A 16,730-nucleotide genomic window follows, 5' to 3' on the forward strand; every position below is an offset into this window, starting at 1 on the left:
TTTTGATGATGACTTTTTCAATCATCATTGGAGACCAAGGCAAACATTTCAATACAAAGCCATTTGATCGCGTCTTGATTTTCAGCTTCGTCACAACTCCACTGCTTTATTTCAGCGCGTCGTTTTTTGGACACCCCGTCCGGTAGCTCTGGCGCGTAAAAGCGGTAGAACTTCACACAGATACAACATCGATAAACAACTGCCATGACTTGTCCGTCATGGCAATTAGGAAGCCTTTACTTTTCTTCATTAAAACTCAATCCGCACATCCCCCTTCGGCACGCTGCAGCACGACAGGATAAATCCTTCCGCCTCGTCATCCTCGGTAATCCCGCCGTTGTGCTCCATCTCCACTTCGCCGCCCAGTTTCATCACTTTGCACGTTCCGCAGATACCCATGCCGCAGGCTTTCGGGATCATCAGGCCGAGTTTGGCGGCTGCTGCGTGGACGGTTTCGCCCGGGGCCACGCGAATGCTTTTGCCGGAGGCGGTGAATTCCACCTGATGCAGATCCGCGGCATCGATTTCCGGCGCGTCGGCGGCTTGTTCGGCCTGTTCCACCGCGTCGGCGCGGGCCTCGGGTGGCGTGGCGCCGAAGGATTCTTCGTGGTAGCGCGACATGTCGTAGCCGGCCGCTTCCAGCAAGCGTTTGACCGCAGTCATGTAAGGCGTCGGGCCGCAGCAGAACACTTCGCGTTCGAGGAAGTCCGGAACCATAAGTTCGAGCATCTTGTGGTTCAGGTAACCGCGATAACCGGCCCATGGCTCACCGAGACCGTGTTTTTCGCAGATCAGGTGCAGGCTGAAGTTGTCGATCCGCGACGCCATGTGCTCAAGCTCGCGGTGGTAAATGATGTCTTTCGGCGACCGCGCGCTGTGCACGAAGGTCATGTCGACATTGGCGTTGGTGTCGTAGAACCAGCGCGCCATCGACATGCACGGGGTAATGCCGACGCCGCCGCTCAAATACAGAACCTTCGGGCTCGGGAAGTCGATCGCGTTGAACAGCCCGACCGGGCCGTGCACCGCCAGTTCTTGCCCCTCATGCAAAGTGTCGTGCAACCAGTTCGAGACCTTGCCACCCGGCACGCGTTTGATCGTCACCGAAAAGCTGTACGGCACCGACGGCGAGCTGGAAATCGTGTACGAACGCATGATCGGCTGGCCTTCGATTTCCAACTCCAGGGTGACGAACTGCCCCGGCTTGAAGAAGAACAGGATCGGCTGGTCGGCCATAAAGCAGAAGGTGCGCACATCCCAGGTTTCCTGGATGACTTTGACGCAACGGACAATGTGTCGGCCATTGGCCCAGGTCTGGGTGGTGACCGGATTCAGGAAGCTGTTGGACATGCTGTTCTCCACGGCCGACTGTCGGCCTCTTGTCGGCGATTCTGCGTATAGCGCAGACCGTGCGTTTACCTATCCGCGACATTGACATACTTATCGCGACCAGCCCTTGAACACCGGGGCTTGCGCGTCGGGAACAGATTGCGCCATGTCGCGCATGGATAAGGTTCCCCCCAGCGCCGGCCCCACACTCGCCCCAACACAAGACGACTTCTTTACACCTTGCGTAGCAACCGTTTTGCAGCACACCTGATCAGCCACTTTCGCCGGCCACGCAGAGGGCCATGAGGATTACATCGATGGACGTCACCGCAAAAATCAGCCTGGGCGATCCGCTGGAACCCGCACGCAAGGCCACCGCACAAATGCTGCAGGAGCGCGAGCGCACCTTTTCCCTGCCGCAACCGTTCTACAGCGACGAGCGCCTGTTCGATATTGATATGCAGGAGATCTTCCAGAAGGAATGGTTGATCGCCGGCATGACCTGCGAGATCCCGGCCAAGGGCAACTACCTGACCCTGCAGGTCGGCAAGAACCCGATCATCGTCATTCGCGGCGCCGAGGGCGTGGTGCACGCGTTCCACAACGTCTGCCGCCACCGTGGTTCGCGCCTGTGCACCAGTGAAAAAGGCAAGGTCGCCAAACTGGTCTGCCATTACCACCAGTGGACCTACGAACTGGACGGTCGCCTGTTGTTCGCCGGCACCGAGATGGGCGCCGACTTCGACATGAAGCAGTACGGCCTCAAACCGGTGAACGTGAAAACCGCAGGCGGTTACATCTTCATCAGCCTGGCGGAAAACCCGCCGGCCATCGATGACTTCCTGTCGACGCTCAACCATTACATGGAACCGTACGACATGGAGAACACCAAGGTGGCGATCACCACCACCTTGATGGAAAAGGCCAACTGGAAACTGGTGCTGGAAAACAACCGCGAGTGCTACCACTGCAACGCGTCGCACCCGGAACTGTTGAAAACCCTGCTGGAGTGGGACGACGTCACCGACCCGCGCGCCGATCAGGCCTTCAAGGATCACGTCGCCGCCTCCGCCGCTGCCTGGGAAGCGGAAAAGATCCCTTACGCCCACGCCAGTTTCGGCTTGCGCAACCGTATCGTGCGCATGCCGCTGCTCAAGGGCACCGTGTCGATGACCCTCGACGGCAAACAGGGCTGCGCGAAACTGATGGGCCGCATCAAGAACCCGGATCTTGGTTCGATGCGCATCCTGCACCTGCCGCATTCGTGGAATCACTGCATGGGCGATCACATCATCGTCTTCACCGTGTGGCCGATCAGCGCCCAGGAAACCATGGTCACCACCAAGTGGCTGGTGCACAAGGACGCGGTGGAAGGCGTTGATTACGACGTCGAGCGCATGCGCCAGGTTTGGGACGCGACCAACGATCAGGACCGGCGTCTGGCTGAGGAAAACCAGCGCGGGATCAACTCCACCGCTTACCAGCCGGGGCCTTACTCCAAGACCTATGAATTCGGCGTGGTCAACTTCGTCGACTGGTACAGCGAGCGGATGTTGAACAACCTCGGGGCCGAGCCTGCGCCTTACCTAAAAGGCGTACCGGTCCAGGGCTGATCAAGAGCAAAAGATCGCAGCCTGCGGCAGCTCCTACAGGTGGAACGCATTCCCCTGTGGGAGCGAGCCTGCTCGCGAAGGCGTCCTTACCCACGCTACATCTTTCAGTTGATCAATTTCCGACCAATCACCCCCGCCCCCATACCCATCAAGCCCTCCAGCCTTCCGCAAACAAGTTATCCACATACCCGCCCACAGCAAATGGGGGTAACTGTGGATGAGTCAAAAAATATCTTGCTGATTTGCAAAGAAAAACCGTGACTTATTCTGAATCACAGTTTCTGAAAACGATCGATCGTTTTTTGATCAGCCTCGTGCAGGCCAAGTATTTAAAGGCCTGTAGCGGGTAGCGAACACGTTATCCACAGAAGCGCCAACAGAGATCGGGGACAACTTTGATTCACCTGTGGAAAAACCCCAATGACTGGGGAAAACCCCTCGCGTTGACGGCTCTTGGCGCTAGGAAGGCGCATTTGATCAATAATTGATCAAACCCGTGTAGACCCTGATCCATATGGCCTACAGCGGATAGCGAACATCTTATCCACAGAAGCGCCAACAGAGATTGGGGGCAACTTGTCGAGTTATTAGCGGAAAAAAGCCCGAAAAACCCGTGACTTAGGCTGGTTGTTTTTTGACCGGGTGGCTGCATGGCTTGATTGGCGAGGGATGTAGGGAGGGGCGAACACGTTATCCACAGATCCACCAACAGGGATTGTGGGTAAAGCGCTACCCTCACCCCAGCCCTCTCCCGAAGGGAGAGGGAGCCGACCGAGGTGGAATGGAGAAATGTACAGACCTGCGACCTGTGCGGTGACCTTGGCTTGGCCAAACCTGAGCTCACGCTGATCGTTCAGGTCGACGTCAAACCTGAGAGCGCCACCGTAGGTCCCCTCTCCCTCCGGGAGAGGGCTAGGGTGAGGGGCTTTTAGCGCACGACGCCTTCTTCGATCAGCAACTTGAGGATGGCTTCGGCACCCGCCTGCGCGGTTACACCTTTCAAAACCTGCCCCCCGCCGCCACTGGCCTTGGCCGTCGCGGCCTTCATCCGGTCGGCGCCGCTCTTGGCCTTGATCACCTTCAAGCGCTTGGGCCTTGGCTTGGCCGGTTGCAGCGTGGCGACGGCCAACAATTGGTCCTCCACCACTTCAACGTCATCAGCGGCCAATTCGCCCCGTCGTGCCGGGCCATACGCGCTCTGCCGAGGCTTCGGTGCGGCGTTATCCACAGTGGCCAGAAACGGCAGCTTCACCTTCAAGCGGCGTCGCTGGCCGCGCGGCAACGCTTGCAGGACCAGCGCCGACCCGTCATTGATCGATTCGACCTGCGCCAGACCCACTACCAGCGGCCAGCCCAGACCTTCCGCCAGCAGGAACGGCAACATCCCCGAACCTTCGCCGGTTTCCGCCTGACTGCCGGTCAGCACTACTTGCGCCCCGGCATCGCGCAGGTATGCGGTCAGCGCCGGCAAGGCATCGGCGCCAGCGGGTTGTTCCAGCACATGCAGCTGTTCCAGGCCCATGCCCAGATAGGCACGCAGGGCCGGTTCGGCAACATCACCGGCGTGCAGCACTTGCAGGTTATCCCCAGCCAGTTGCAGGCCCAGTTCCACCGCGCGCGCATCCTGATCGGCGCGCCGTGGCCGACCTGAGGTCGGGTGAGCGCCAATCGAGACCAGACTGATAACGTTCGTGTTCATAGGGTTTCCTTAAGCCGCATCGCGCTTGGCTTCGTTGCGGTAAGCCGCGACCGCTTCGATCAACGCTTGCAGAATCTCTGCGCTTTCGCCGATCACCGAGAGGTCGGCACGCTTGATCATGTCGCACCCCGGATCGAGGTTGATCGCTACAACCTTGTCGCAAGCGCCAATGCCTTGCAGGTGCTGAATCGCGCCAGAGATACCCACAGCCACATAGACCCGCGCAGTGACCCAGGTGCCGGACGCGCCAACCTGGCGATCCCGGGCCATGAAGCCGTCGTCCACCGCAACCCGCGAAGCGCCTTCGGTGGCGCCGAGGGCTGCTGCCGTTTCGTGGAACAACTGCCAGTCCTTGACGCCGTTGCCGCCGGAGAAGATGAACTCGGCTTCGGCCATCGGAATCGCTGCCGGATCCACCGCCACGGCACCAAGATCTTCGATTCGCGACAAGCTGCGCGCAACGCTTGTGGATAACTCCACTGGCAACGCTTCGTGACGGGTTTCGCTGACCGGTTCTGCGCATTCGGCAGCGGCGAGAATCAACCGCGCCACTGGACGCGCCAGGTCTTGTAATCCGGCCCCGGCGCGGCCGATGCATTCCTGATCCTTGACCTGCCAGACCCGCGTGGCCGGGCGCTCGCCCAAGGCTGCAGCAAAGCGCCGGCCGAGTTCGCCGCCACCGCTGCGGCTGTCCGGCAGCAACCAGTGATGCGGATTGAATTGGTTATCCACAGCGCGCAAACCCTGCACCCGTTGTTCCGGTGCATAACCGCTGAATTCCTCGCCTTCCAGCACCAGCAGGCGATCGACGCCAGCAGTTTCGAAAGCGCTTTCCTTGTGCTCGCCGAACACCACGGCGAGCACTGCACCATCGCTGCCGGCCAGTTGGTGAGCGAGGCCGAGCAGATCGCGGTCGTGGCTGCTCAGGCGACCGCCGACCATATCCGGCACCACGCTGATGTAGAACGCCGGAGCCGGTACCTGATGCAGCGGCAACTGCACTTCAACAGCAGCCGAGCGTTTGACCGTCCCACCCTGCTGCGCGCCGCTGCGGTCAATGCGTTTGATGCCGTTAGGGCCGATAAAACCCATGCCGTGCAGATTCTTGCGGATGACGCCGTTGGGCCCCATCCAGCTGTGTTGCGCCGGTTGCATCGCCGCGTGCAGCGGATGCAAACGGTTACGGGCAATCCATTCGGCGCGCGGGTCGCGGCGGATAATGTCGCTCATCAGTGCACCTCCGCAGGTTCACGTTTGGCCGGCGTAGCAGGCTTGCTTGGCGCGGCGTCCTCGAGCAACGCGTCGGCGACCAGTTCGGCGATGTCCTTGATCAGCGGACGCGGTTCGACCACGCCTTCGAGCATCGCCGTGCACTGTGGACAACCCACCGCCACCAGTTCGGCGCCGGTTTCGCGGATGTCTTCCATGCGCATGTCGGGGATGCGCTGCTTGCCCGGAATGTCAGTGATCGGCGCGCCGCCGCCACCGCCGCAGCAGCGCGAGCGGAAGCCAGAACGCTGCATCTCTTTGACTTCAATGCCGAGGGCACGCAGCACTTCGCGCGGCGCTTCGTACTCGCCGTTGTAACGGCCCAGGTAGCACGGATCGTGATAAGTCACGCTGTTGCCTTTGTGCTGACCGAGGTTGAGCGCGCCGGCCTGAATGATCTCGGCCATGTAAGTGCTGTGGTGCTGCACCAGATAGTTGCCGTCGAAGGCGCCGTACTCGTTTTTCAGCACATGGAAACTGTGCGGATCGCAGGTGACGATGCGGTTGAAGCTGTATTTGGCCAACGTCTGGATGTTGCGCTTGGCCAGCAACTGGAACGTCGCTTCGTCGCCGAGACGCCGGGCCACATCGCCGCTGTCACGTTCTTCGAGGCCCAACACGGCGAAGTCGACTTTTGCCGCTTTCAGCACTTTGACGAACGCGCGCAGGGTGCGCTGGTTGCGCATGTCGAAAGCACCGTCGCCGACCCAGAACAGCACGTCGGTGGACTTCTTTTCGCTGAGCAGATTGAGGTTCAGATCCGCCGCCCAGTTCATCCGCCCGCCTGGGGCGAAACCGCCGGGGTTATCGGTGGCGATCAGGTTTTCGAGGACTTCGGCACCCTTGTTCGGCGTCGCGCCTTTTTCCAGGGTCAGATGCCGGCGCATGTCGACGATGGCGTCGACGTGCTCGATCATCATCGGGCATTCCTCGACGCAGGCACGGCAGGTGGTGCACGACCACAAGGTCTCGGCATCGACCAGACCGTTGACGATCGGTTGGTGCGGATTGCCGCCGTGCTCGCCGATCGGTTTGCCCGGATACGGGCTGCCGGCGAACTTGGCGTCAGTGCCGCCAGCGAGGCCGACGACCATGTCTTGAATCAGTTTTTTCGGGTTCAGCGGCTGGCCGGCGGCGAAGGCCGGGCACGCTGCTTCGCACTTGCCGCACTGCACGCAGGCGTCGAAACCGAGCAACTGGTTCCAGGTGAAATCCTTGGGTTTTTCCACGCCCAGCGGCGCATCGGGATTGTTCAGGTCCAGCGGTTTCAAACCGGTCGAGCGCCCGCCGCCGAAACGTTCCGGGCGACGGTGCCAGGCCAGGTGCAGAGCACCGGCAAAGGCGTGCTTCATCGGCCCGCCCCAAGTCATGCCGAAAAACAGTTCCGACACGCCCCACAGCACGCCAACACCGAGGATGGCGGCGAGCACCCAACCGCCGAAGTTCGCCGGCAGGATCCCGGCCACCGGCAGGGTCACCAGGAAAAACGACGCGGAGAAGGCCAGCAGGCTTTTCGGCAGGCGCATCCACGGGCCTTTCGACAGACGCGCAGGCGGATTGACCCGGCGCAGGTACATGAAGATCGCGCCGACGAACATCACCGCCGACATCAGCAGCAAGGCGTAGCCAAGGATGCGGTTATGCAGGCCAAAACCGTGCACGAGAATCGCCAGCACGATCGATGCGACCGCACCGCCCGCCGTGGCGACGTGGGTGTTGGCAATGTATTTGTCCCGCGCGACGACGTGGTGCAGGTCGACCATGTAGCGCTTGGGCATGGCCAGCAGACCGCCGAGCAGATCGACCTTCGCCGCCCGCCCCCGGCGCCACATGTTCATCCGCCGCAACGCGCCGAGGACCGCAAGGCCCAGGGCTGCGAACAACAGGATTGGAAGAAGGGTGTTCAACATCAGAGTCACCTCTGGCGAGCGGCAAGCTGCAAGCTACAAGCGGCAAGAAAGAGCAGCATGGATCGGCTGTGCTTTTACTTGCAGCTTGCAGCTTGTGGCTTGCCGCTGAGCCGTCAAAAATCCTTACAGAGCCGAAGTGCGTCGTAAATGGCGGCATGGGTATTACGCTGCGCCACGCAGTCGCCGATGCGGAACAGCAAGTAGCCGTCGCCCGCTTCGCTCAGCGAAGGTTGCGGCTGGATCGCGAACAGCGCTTCGACGTCGATCTGGCCCTTGTTGCGCGAGCCGTCCTTGAGGGCGTAGTAGATTTCCTCGTCCGGGCGCACGCCGTTTTCGACGACCACCTGATCGACCACCCGTTCCTCTTTCGCGCCGGTGTATTCGTTCTCCAGCACTGCGATGAGCTTGTCGCCCTCGCGGTAGACCTTCTCCAGCATCATGTCGCCGGTCATGATCACTTCTTTCGGGTACATGCTGCGGTAGTAGGTCGGGAACGACGTGCCGCCGATGGCCACGCCCGGTTTGATGTCGTCGGTGACGATCTCGACCTGGCTGCCCTTGTCGGCGAGGAAGTCGGCGACCGACATGCCGGTGAACTCGCAAATGGTGTCGTAGACCAGCACGTTCTTGCCCGGCGCAACCTTGCCGTCGAGCACGTCCCAGCTGCTGACCACCAGCCCTTCGGCCGCGCCCCAGTGCTCGTTCTGCTCAAGGTAAGGATGACCGCCGACCGCCAGCACCACGACATCCGGACGCAGGTCCATGATGGTGTCGGCATCCGCCGCTGTGCCCAGGCGCAGATCGACTTTCAGCCGCGCCAGTTCCAGCTGGAACCAGCGCGTGATACCGGCGATCTGGTCACGCTGCGGTGCTTTCGATGCGGTGGTGATCTGCCCGCCGATGAAGTCTTTTTTCTCGAACAGCGTGACGTCGTGGCCACGCTCGGCAGCCACGCGCGCGGCTTCCATCCCGGCCGGGCCGGCACCGACGATCACCACTTTGCGTTTCGGCCCGGTGGATTTCTCGATGATGTGCGGCACGCCCATGTATTCACGGGAGGTCGCGGCGTTCTGGATGCACAGCACGTCCAGACCCTGATACTGGCGGTCGATGCAATAGTTGGCGCCGACGCACTGCTTGATCTGGTCGATCTGGCCCATCTTGATCTTGGCGATCAGGTGCGGGTCGGCGATGTGCGCGCGGGTCATGCCGACCATGTCGACGTAACCGCCTTCAAGGATGCGCGTGGCCTGGTTCGGGTCCTTGATGTTCTGCGCGTGTAACACCGGCACCTTGACCACTTCCTTGATCCCGGCAGCCAGGTGCAGGAACGGCTCCGGTGGATAACTCATGTTCGGAATAACGTTGGCCAGGGTGTTGTGGGTATCGCAACCCGAGCCGACCACGCCGATGAAATCGAGCATGCCGGTGTCGTCGTAATACTTGGCGATCTGCTTCATGTCCTCGTGGGACAAGCCGTCCGGGTGGAACTCGTCACCGCACAGGCGCATGCCCACGCAGAAGTCGTCACCGACCTCGGCGCGCACAGCTTTCAGGACTTCGAGACCGAACTTCATCCGCCCTTCGAAGCTGCCGCCCCATTCGTCGGTGCGCTTGTTGACGCGCGGGCTCCAGAACTGGTCGATCATGTGCTGATGCACTGCCGACAGTTCGACGCCATCGAGGCCACCAGCCTTGGCCCGGCGCGCAGCCTGGGCGTAGTTGCCGATCACCCGCCAGATCTCTTCCGGCTCGATGGTCTTGCAGGTGGCGCGGTGCACCGGTTCACGGATGCCCGAGGGCGACATCAAGGTCGGCCAGTTGAAACCGTCCCAGCGCGAGCGACGACCCATGTGGGTAATCTGGATCATGATCTTGGCGCCATGCTTGTGCATGGCGTCGGCCAGATTCTGGAAGTGCGGAATGATCCGGTCGGTGGACAGATTGACCGAACTCCACCATTCCTGCGGGCTGTCGATCGCCACGACGGACGAACCGCCGCAGATGGCCAGGCCGATACCGCCCTTGGCTTTCTCTTCGTAGTATTTGACGTAGCGGTCGGTGGTCATGCCACCGTCAGTCGCGTAGACCTCGGCGTGCGCGGTGCTGAGCACGCGGTTGCGGATGGTCAGTTTGCCGATCTGGATCGGCTGGAACATTGCTTCGAAAGCCATGGCACGGTCCTCGGCTTACAACGGCTTGACGATGAACAAGCCGTCATCGTGGCCCTCTTCGGAGCCTCCGTAGACTTGTTCGGCGACAGTACGGATCTTGCTGCCACGGGCTTCGAGAATCTGGTCCATGGCGCCGGCGAACCAGCCGGTGAACATGTAATCAACCTTGCGCCCGACCTTGCCGTAGACATAGACGAATGCCGAGTGCTCGAGCTTGACGCTGGCGGTGCCCTTGTCGAGGTCGATGTCCTGAATCTTGAACAGGCCCCAGCCGCGCTGCGACAGGCGCTTCATGTAGTGCTCGAACACCGCGACGCCTTCCAGACCGTGGCATTCGGCTTCCTTTTCACACCAGTGCCAGGCGGATTTGTAGCCGGCCTTGTAGAGGATCTCGGCATAGGCTTCAGCGCCGAGCACTTCCTCGATGCCCATGTGGTTGTTGACGAAAAAGTGACGCGGCACATAGAGCATTGGCAGGGCGTCGGAGGTCCAGACACCGGTCTCGCTGTCGACTTCGATTGGCAATTGCGGGGCGATCTTGGCCATGGAAACTTAACTCCAGAAAAATGATGGTTCAGTGTTGGCCGCGGCCCTCACCCCAGCCCTCTCCCGCAGGAGAGGGGGCAGATCGGCGGCGGTCTTGAGAAAGCGTTATTCGCCCCAGACGTTCTTAAGAACGCTTACCCAGTTCTCGCCCATGATCTTGCGCACCACGCGCTCGGAATGGCCGCGCTTGAGCAGGGTTTCGGTGAGGTTGGGGAATTCGCCGACGGTACGGATGCCCAGCGGGTTGATGATCTTGCCGAAACTGGTCAGACGGCGGGCGTAGCCCTTGTCGTGGGTCAGGTATTCGAAAAAGTCCTGGCCGTGACCCTGAGTGAAATCGGTGCCGATGCCGATGGCGTCTTCGCCAACAATGTTCATGGTGTATTCGATCGCTTCGGCGTAATCGTCAATGGTCGAATCGATGCCCTTGGCGAGGAACGGCGCGAACATGGTCACGCCGACAAAACCGCCGTGGTCGGCAATGAACTTCAGCTCTGCATCGGATTTGTTGCGCGGGTGCTCTTTGAGACCCGACGGCAGGCAGTGCGAGTAGCAGACCGGTTTTTTCGATTCGAGAATGACTTCTTCCGAGGTCTTGGAACCGACGTGGGACAGGTCGCACATGACGCCGACGCGGTTCATCTCGGCGACAATTTCGCGACCGAAACCCGACAGGCCGCCGTCGCGTTCGTAGCAACCGGTGCCGACCAGATTCTGGGTGTTGTAGCACATCTGCACGATGCCAACGCCGAGCTGCTTGAACACCTCGACATAGCCAATCTGGTCTTCGAAAGCGTGGGCATTCTGGAAGCCGAAGAGGATACCGGTCTTGCCCTGCTCCTTGGCCCGACGGATGTCGGCGGTAGTGCGCACCGGCATCACCAGGTCGCTGTTTTCGCGGATCAGTTTCTGGCTGGCAGCAATGTTGTTCACGGTCGCCTGAAAGCCTTCCCACACCGACACAGTGCAGTTGGCCGCCGTCAGACCGCCCTTGCGCATGTCTTCGAACAGCTCGCGGTTCCATTTGGCAATGATCAGACCGTCGATAACGATGCTGTCGGCGTGTAATTCGGCTGGGCTCATCAGGCGTCCCCTTATTGGCGATTCATGCGCCGAATCGTCTGCCGGCGCTTTGGGGCCAGCATATGCCTCGGTGCCGGGGCGACCGGGTGCAAAAACGACAGGGGAATTGCCGAAAGCGTCAATCCGCGACAAAGGGTCGTCGGCCGCCGTCCTCCGCTGGCTGTTCAAGCCCGCGCGCTTGCGCCAGAATCTGCCGCAGCCTGCACCTACCAACGGATTAGAGCGACCCCAATGAAATCGATCTTCCTCGCCCTGGCACTGATTGCGACCGGCGCCCACGCCGCCGAAGAATCCGAGAACAACCCGTGCGACGCGGTGGAAAACGACATCCAGACCCCGGAATGCTCCGCCTACAGCCGCAGCACCGCCGAAGACCTGCTCAAAGACAACTACGCCAGCCTCAACGAACGCATGCAGACCGCCTACGGCAAGAACCCGACGCAACTGGCCGACATCACCGCCAAACTGAAAACCGCCCAGCAACAATGGTTGAAGACGCGGGATGCGGATTGCGCGGTGGAAGCGTTCCCGGCAACGGCGGGGAGCAAGGCGTTCACCATTGCGCAAAATGATTGTGTCGCGCGGATGAGTGATGAACGGTCGGAGTTTTTGGAGTCGATCGGGCAGGAGTGATAGAAGGTCTGGACGGCTGTTGCGGCTTCATCGGCGTAACCTCGTCCTCAACCATCATATTGCGATCGAGCCGACAGGCTGTGCCTTGATGGCCAGTAGCGACGCACACGCGCAACATGCCGACACGCCTTGTTTATTGGTCACTGGAAAAATATAAGCAAAGATTCGCGAATCTTATAAAAGACTTATATTCTTCTATGAACAGCATCCACTGGACTCGCAAAGCTGTTAAGCAGCTTTTGAAATTGCATTCCGTGCACCAAGGGAAGGTTCGCGACGCCGTCACGGCGCTTGCCGACATGCCCGATGTTGACAACGTAAAAGCATTGGTTGGTCGTGACTACGCTTACCGACTGCGTGTCGGCAATTATCGAGTCATGTTCGACTGGGATGGCGCAATCAAAGTGGTCAGTATACAAGAGGTCAAAAAACGTGATGAACGCACCTACTGACATTCAAATAATCAATGACGCCGAGGGTAATCCTGCATTCGTGGTTATCCCCTACGCTCAATATGTCGCACAGAAAATACAGCCCGATCTGATTCCCCATGAGGTAGTAAGTCGAATCGTTGATGGCGCAACACCGATCCGCGCCTGGCGCGAACATCTCAACCTGACTCAGGAAGAAGTGGCGAATCGCATGGGCATCTCGCAACCGGCGTTTGCCCAGCAGGAAACAGTCGCCAAACCCCGCAAGGCCACCCGCGAGAAAATCGCCGCCGCGTTCGGCATCACAGCCAGTCAGCTTGAGCTGTAAGCTGCCCTCTTTATTCCAAGGAATTCCCATGAACATCTGCGGCATTGAAATCAAAGGCAGCGAAGCGATCATCGCCGTGGCGGCGCTCGACGGTTCGACGTTGAGCCACGTCCCTCTCGCCACGAAAAAGATTGCCCTGGATGACGATGACGAGGCGGCAAATGTGCGGCGGTTCGCGGCGCAGGTGGCGTCGTTTGTGCGGGAGAATTCGGTGGACCGGATTGCGATCAAGAAGCGCAGCAAAAAGGGCGAGTTTGCCGGTGGGCCGACGACGTTCAAGATTGAGGGCGTGTTTCAACTGCTTGATGGTTGTGAGGTGACGCTGCTGTCGCCGCAGACGATCAATGCGCAGGCCAAGAAGCATAATTTCGAGCTGCCGGGGACGCTGAACAAATATCAGCATGAGGCGTACAAAGCGGCGTGCTCGGCGTTGGTGAAGAAATAGCCCTCTCTCAGACGCCGAAAATTAAATGTGGGAGCGAGCCTGCTCGCGAATGCAATGTGTCAGGCAACATCAGTGTTGGATGACAGACCGCTTTCGCGAGCAGGCTCGCTCCCACATTGTTTTCATGCAGGCCCATTCACGCCTGCGCGGTACGCCGGTCTTCCCGGGGGCAGCGGGCGAAACGCGCGCGATAACTGCGGGTGAAATACGACGGCGATTCAAAACCGCAGGCAATGCTGACTTCGAGCACGCTCATATCGGTCTGGCGCAGCAATTGCCGGGCTTTCTCCAGCCTTAAGCGCAGATAGAAGTTGCTCGGCGTATCGTTCAGATGCAGCCGAAACAAGCGCTCCAGTTGCCGCCGCGTAACCTTGATCGACTCGGCCAGTTGCAGCGTAGTCAGCGGCGGTTCGCTGTGTTGTTCCATTTCGCCAATCACCTGCACCAGTTTCTTGTTGCTGATGCCGTAGCGCGTGGCGACTTCCATGCGCTGGTGGTCTTTGCGCGGGCGGATGCGCCCGAGCACAAACTGTTCGCTGACCTGAATCGCCAGTTGCGGGCCGTGGGCCTGGGCGATCAGGTCGAGCATCAGATCAATCGAGGCCGTGCCACCCGCCGAAGTGATCCGCCGCCGATCGATCTCGAACAGTTCCTGCGTCACGCTGAGCTGTGGATAAGATTCCTTGAACGCATCGATCGCCTCCCAGTGCAGGGTCAGGCGATGGCCATCGAGCAGACCCGCTTCGGCGAGGACGAAGCTGCCGGTGTCGATCGCACCGAGGGTTACGCCGTCGTTGTCCAGCCTGCGCAACCAGTGTTCCAGCGTCGGCGTGATGAACTTCAGCGGTTCGAAGCCGGCCACCACCAGCAAGGTCGCGCCTTTCTTCAGCGGCTCCAGTGCCGCATCGGCGTTGACCGACATGCCGTTGCTCGCCAGTACCGCGCCGCCATCGGCGCTGAGCACATGCCAGCGGTACAACTCGCCGCGAAAGCGGTTGGCCACGCGCAACGGTTCGATCGCGGAAATAAAGCCGATGGCGGAGAACCCCGGCATCAGCAAAAAGTAGAAATCCTGGGACATGGGCGCACTCGGTTGGCGGGTCGCGTGGCTCGTTGATACGCCGATTATCGGCGGCGTTCAAGCGTGCAGGTCGCTACAGTGCAAATGCCAGTCGCCGCAGTGCGCTTTCACGGGTGCATAGCTGCGTAACTTGGCCTCACCGGCGCGCAGATGCCGGGAACCACAATAATCGAACTGCCGAGGAACCCGACATGAAACGACTGATCAGCAGCTGCGTTCTTGCACTCAGCGGTACCGCTTTCTTCAGCACCGGCGTGATGGCGGCCGAACCGGCCTCCTGCAAGAACGTACGCATGGGCGTGGTCAACTGGACTGACGTGATCGCCACCAGTGCCATGACCCAGGTCCTGCTCGACGGCCTCGGCTACAGCACCAAACAGACCAGCGCCTCGCAGCAAATCATCTTTGCCGGGATCCGCGATCAGCGCCTGGACCTGTTCCTCGGCTACTGGAACCCGCTGATGACCCAGACCATCACGCCATTCGTCGAGGCCAATCAGGTGAAAGTGCTCGAAGCACCGAGCCTGAAAGACGCCCGCGCCACCCTCGCCGTGCCGACCTATCTGGCTGACAAGGGCCTGAAAACCTTCGCCGACATCGCCAAATTCGAGAAGGAATTGGGCGGCAAGATCTACGGCATCGAACCAGGCTCGGGCGCCAACACGCAGATCAAAGCGATGATCGCCAAGAACCAGTTTGGCCTGGGCAAATTCCAACTCGTCGAATCGAGCGAGGCCGGCATGCTCGCCGCCGTCGACCGCGCCGTGCGCCGCAAGGAAGCCGTGGTGTTCTTCGGCTGGGCGCCGCACCCGATGAACGTCAATATCCAGATGACCTATCTGACTGGTAGCGAAGACGCCCTCGGCCCGAACGAAGGCATGGCCACGGTGTGGACGGTCACCGCGCCGAAATACGCCGAGCAATGCCCGAACATCGGCCGCCTGCTGACCAACCTGACGTTCACCGCCGAATCCGAGAGCCGGATGATGCAGCCGCTGCTCGATCACAAGGATGCCTTCGAGTCGGCGAAGCAGTGGCTCAAGGATCACCCCGAAGACAAACAGCGCTGGCTTGAAGGTGTGACGACTTTCGATGGCAAACCGGCTGCTGAAAATCTGCAACTGACCAGCAAATAACCTTGCGATCAAAAGCCCCCTCACCCTAGCCCTCTCCCAAGGGAGAGGGGATTTAACGACGCTTCGCAGCCCCGCCACGGGCTGCGGACAGACCCATCACGCCTGAAGGAAACGCACCATGAACCACGACGTCATCATCACCTGCGCACTTACCGGTGCTGGCGACACGACCGCCAAGAGCCCACACGTGCCGGTCACCCCGAAACAGATTGCCGCTGCCGCGGTGGAAGCGGCCAAGGCCGGCGCCACCGTCGTGCACTGCCATGTGCGCGACCCGCAGACCGGCAAGTTCAGCCGTGACGTGGCGCTGTACCGCGAAGTGATGGAGCGCATCCGCGAGGCGGACGTCGACATCATCGTCAACCTCACCGCCGGGATGGGTGGCGACCTGGAAATCGGCGCGGGCGAGAACCCGATGGAGTTCGGCCCGAACACCGATCTGGTCGGCCCGCTGACGCGTCTTGCCCACGTTGAAGAACTGCTGCCGGAAATCTGCACCCTCGATTGCGGCACGCTGAACTTCGGCGACGGCGACACCATTTACGTCTCTACCCCGGCGCAACTGCGCGCCGGCGCCAAGCGCATCACCGAACTGGGCGTGAAGGCCGAACTGGAGATTTTCGACACCGGGCATCTGTGGTTCGCCAAGCAGATGATCAAGGAGGGCTTGCTCGACAACCCGTTGTTCCAGCTGTGTCTGGGCATCCCGTGGGGCGCGCCGGCCGACACCACCACGATGAAAGCCATGGTCGACAACCTGCCCGCCGACGCGGTGTGGGCCGGCTTCGGCATCGGCCGCATGCAGATGCCGATGGCCGCACAAGCGGTGCTGCTGGGCGGCAACGTGCGGGTCGGGCTGGAAGACAACCTGTGGCTGGACAAAGGCGTGCTGGCGACCAATGGCCAATTGGTTGAACGCGCCACGGGAATCCTCAGCCGCCTCGGTGCCCGCGTGCTCACACCGGCAGAAGGCCGGAAGAAAATGGGCCTGACCCAGCGCGGCTGATCCATCACCCATTTCACCTGTAGGAGCTGCCGAAGGCTGCGATCTTT

General features: G+C 60.5%; 16 protein-coding genes. 7 read left to right on the forward strand and 9 right to left on the reverse strand.

Features of this window, described 5'->3' with window-relative positions:
* Positions 1-17: 17 nt before the first annotated feature.
* Together PS14A_RS23240 and gbcB are read right to left on the reverse strand one after the other, a co-directional pair.
* Positions 18-206 (reverse strand): hypothetical protein, encoded by a 189-nt coding sequence (locus PS14A_RS23240; protein ID WP_212617317.1) that lies wholly within the window; start codon positions 204-206, stop codon positions 18-20.
* A 43-nt stretch (positions 207-249) separates the two neighbouring features.
* A complete protein-coding gene (gene gbcB / locus PS14A_RS23245) occupies positions 250-1,350 on the reverse strand; it encodes a glycine-betaine demethylase subunit GbcB (protein ID WP_212617318.1) in 1,101 nt (366 codons plus the stop codon).
* 296 nt (positions 1,351-1,646) lie between these two features.
* Here gbcB and gbcA point away from each other — a divergent pair, with 296 nt between their 5' ends.
* Positions 1,647-2,942, forward strand: a complete 1,296-nt coding sequence (gene gbcA / locus PS14A_RS23250; protein ID WP_016772823.1) for a glycine-betaine demethylase subunit GbcA — start codon at positions 1,647-1,649, stop codon at positions 2,940-2,942.
* Positions 2,943-3,870: 928 nt separating this feature from the next.
* On the opposite strand, the gene PS14A_RS23255 is transcribed toward gbcA, so the two are convergent.
* The 6 genes from PS14A_RS23255 to PS14A_RS23280 form a co-directional block, all read right to left on the reverse strand.
* Positions 3,871-4,641, reverse strand: coding sequence for an electron transfer flavoprotein subunit beta (locus PS14A_RS23255; RefSeq protein WP_024014592.1), 771 nt, complete (start codon positions 4,639-4,641; stop codon positions 3,871-3,873).
* A gap of 9 nt (positions 4,642-4,650) precedes the next feature.
* Positions 4,651-5,871 (reverse strand): electron transfer flavoprotein subunit alpha/FixB family protein, encoded by a 1,221-nt coding sequence (locus PS14A_RS23260; RefSeq protein ID WP_212617319.1) that lies wholly within the window; start codon positions 5,869-5,871, stop codon positions 4,651-4,653.
* Complete coding sequence (gene dgcB, locus PS14A_RS23265) at positions 5,871-7,820, reverse strand: dimethylglycine demethylation protein DgcB (RefSeq protein WP_212617320.1); 1,950 nt, start codon at positions 7,818-7,820, stop codon at positions 5,871-5,873. The genes PS14A_RS23260 and dgcB overlap by 1 nt, the downstream gene beginning before the upstream one ends.
* A gap of 113 nt (positions 7,821-7,933) precedes the next feature.
* Positions 7,934-9,994 carry a dimethylglycine demethylation protein DgcA gene (gene dgcA / locus PS14A_RS23270; protein WP_041476756.1) on the reverse strand — a complete coding sequence of 687 codons (2,061 nt, stop codon included), beginning with the start codon at positions 9,992-9,994 and terminating at the stop codon, positions 7,934-7,936.
* 15 nt (positions 9,995-10,009) lie between these two features.
* Positions 10,010-10,540: a 4-vinyl reductase gene (locus PS14A_RS23275; RefSeq protein WP_039757633.1), complete on the reverse strand. Its 531-nt coding sequence runs from the start codon at positions 10,538-10,540 to the stop codon at positions 10,010-10,012.
* A gap of 105 nt (positions 10,541-10,645) precedes the next feature.
* Positions 10,646-11,623: a dipeptidase gene (locus PS14A_RS23280; protein WP_024014597.1), complete on the reverse strand. Its 978-nt coding sequence runs from the start codon at positions 11,621-11,623 to the stop codon at positions 10,646-10,648.
* Between the two features lie 231 nt (positions 11,624-11,854).
* Between PS14A_RS23280 and PS14A_RS23285 the strand changes: the two genes are divergently transcribed.
* The 4 genes from PS14A_RS23285 (at position 11,855) to PS14A_RS23300 (ending at position 13,460) form a co-directional block, all read left to right on the forward strand.
* Positions 11,855-12,256 carry a lysozyme inhibitor LprI family protein gene (locus PS14A_RS23285; RefSeq protein WP_212617321.1) on the forward strand — a complete coding sequence of 134 codons (402 nt, stop codon included), beginning with the start codon at positions 11,855-11,857 and terminating at the stop codon, positions 12,254-12,256.
* Between the two features lie 197 nt (positions 12,257-12,453).
* Positions 12,454-12,708, forward strand: a complete 255-nt coding sequence (locus PS14A_RS23290) for a type II toxin-antitoxin system RelE/ParE family toxin (protein WP_137214263.1) — start codon at positions 12,454-12,456, stop codon at positions 12,706-12,708.
* A complete protein-coding gene (locus tag PS14A_RS23295; RefSeq protein WP_137214601.1) occupies positions 12,692-13,015 on the forward strand; it encodes a helix-turn-helix transcriptional regulator in 324 nt (107 codons plus the stop codon). The genes PS14A_RS23290 and PS14A_RS23295 overlap by 17 nt, the downstream gene beginning before the upstream one ends.
* Before the next feature lie 28 nt (positions 13,016-13,043).
* A complete protein-coding gene (locus PS14A_RS23300) occupies positions 13,044-13,460 on the forward strand; it encodes a DUF3010 family protein (protein WP_016772815.1) in 417 nt (138 codons plus the stop codon).
* A gap of 136 nt (positions 13,461-13,596) precedes the next feature.
* Here PS14A_RS23300 and PS14A_RS23305 read toward each other — a convergent pair whose 3' ends face one another.
* Positions 13,597-14,541 (reverse strand): GlxA family transcriptional regulator, encoded by a 945-nt coding sequence (locus PS14A_RS23305; RefSeq protein WP_041476759.1) that lies wholly within the window; start codon positions 14,539-14,541, stop codon positions 13,597-13,599.
* A 191-nt stretch (positions 14,542-14,732) separates the two neighbouring features.
* Here PS14A_RS23305 and PS14A_RS23310 point away from each other — a divergent pair, with 191 nt between their 5' ends.
* Together PS14A_RS23310 and PS14A_RS23315 are read left to right on the forward strand one after the other, a co-directional pair.
* On the forward strand, positions 14,733-15,677 hold the full coding sequence (locus tag PS14A_RS23310) for a choline ABC transporter substrate-binding protein (RefSeq protein ID WP_137214265.1): 945 nt from the start codon (positions 14,733-14,735) through the stop codon (positions 15,675-15,677).
* Positions 15,678-15,795: 118 nt separating this feature from the next.
* Entirely contained in the window at positions 15,796-16,683 is an 888-nt protein-coding gene (locus PS14A_RS23315) for a 3-keto-5-aminohexanoate cleavage protein (RefSeq protein ID WP_212617322.1), read from the forward strand.
* Positions 16,684-16,730: the final 47 nt, after the last annotated feature.

The organism is Pseudomonas sp. 14A, assembly GCF_018132745.1.
GTDB lineage: Bacteria > Pseudomonadota > Gammaproteobacteria > Pseudomonadales > Pseudomonadaceae > Aquipseudomonas > Aquipseudomonas mercuritolerans.

Excerpts from the sequence above, each read along its gene's own strand:
- PS14A_RS23240 (WP_212617317.1), bottom strand. The coding sequence starts at position 206 with ATGGCAGTTGTTTATCGATGTTGTATCTGTGTGAAGTTCTACCGCTTT.
- gbcB (WP_212617318.1), bottom strand. The coding sequence starts at position 1,350 with ATGTCCAACAGCTTCCTGAATCCGGTCACCACCCAGACCTGGGCCAAT.
- gbcA (WP_016772823.1), top strand. The coding sequence starts at position 1,647 with ATGGACGTCACCGCAAAAATCAGCCTGGGCGATCCGCTGGAACCCGCA.
- PS14A_RS23255 (WP_024014592.1), bottom strand. The coding sequence starts at position 4,641 with ATGAACACGAACGTTATCAGTCTGGTCTCGATTGGCGCTCACCCGACC.
- PS14A_RS23260 (WP_212617319.1), bottom strand. The coding sequence starts at position 5,871 with ATGAGCGACATTATCCGCCGCGACCCGCGCGCCGAATGGATTGCCCGT.
- dgcB (WP_212617320.1), bottom strand. The coding sequence starts at position 7,820 with ATGTTGAACACCCTTCTTCCAATCCTGTTGTTCGCAGCCCTGGGCCTT.
- dgcA (WP_041476756.1), bottom strand. The coding sequence starts at position 9,994 with ATGGCTTTCGAAGCAATGTTCCAGCCGATCCAGATCGGCAAACTGACC.
- PS14A_RS23275 (WP_039757633.1), bottom strand. The coding sequence starts at position 10,540 with ATGGCCAAGATCGCCCCGCAATTGCCAATCGAAGTCGACAGCGAGACC.
- PS14A_RS23280 (WP_024014597.1), bottom strand. The coding sequence starts at position 11,623 with ATGAGCCCAGCCGAATTACACGCCGACAGCATCGTTATCGACGGTCTG.
- PS14A_RS23285 (WP_212617321.1), top strand. The coding sequence starts at position 11,855 with ATGAAATCGATCTTCCTCGCCCTGGCACTGATTGCGACCGGCGCCCAC.
- PS14A_RS23290 (WP_137214263.1), top strand. The coding sequence starts at position 12,454 with ATGAACAGCATCCACTGGACTCGCAAAGCTGTTAAGCAGCTTTTGAAA.
- PS14A_RS23295 (WP_137214601.1), top strand. The coding sequence starts at position 12,692 with ATGAACGCACCTACTGACATTCAAATAATCAATGACGCCGAGGGTAAT.
- PS14A_RS23300 (WP_016772815.1), top strand. The coding sequence starts at position 13,044 with ATGAACATCTGCGGCATTGAAATCAAAGGCAGCGAAGCGATCATCGCC.
- PS14A_RS23305 (WP_041476759.1), bottom strand. The coding sequence starts at position 14,541 with ATGTCCCAGGATTTCTACTTTTTGCTGATGCCGGGGTTCTCCGCCATC.
- PS14A_RS23310 (WP_137214265.1), top strand. The coding sequence starts at position 14,733 with ATGAAACGACTGATCAGCAGCTGCGTTCTTGCACTCAGCGGTACCGCT.
- PS14A_RS23315 (WP_212617322.1), top strand. The coding sequence starts at position 15,796 with ATGAACCACGACGTCATCATCACCTGCGCACTTACCGGTGCTGGCGAC.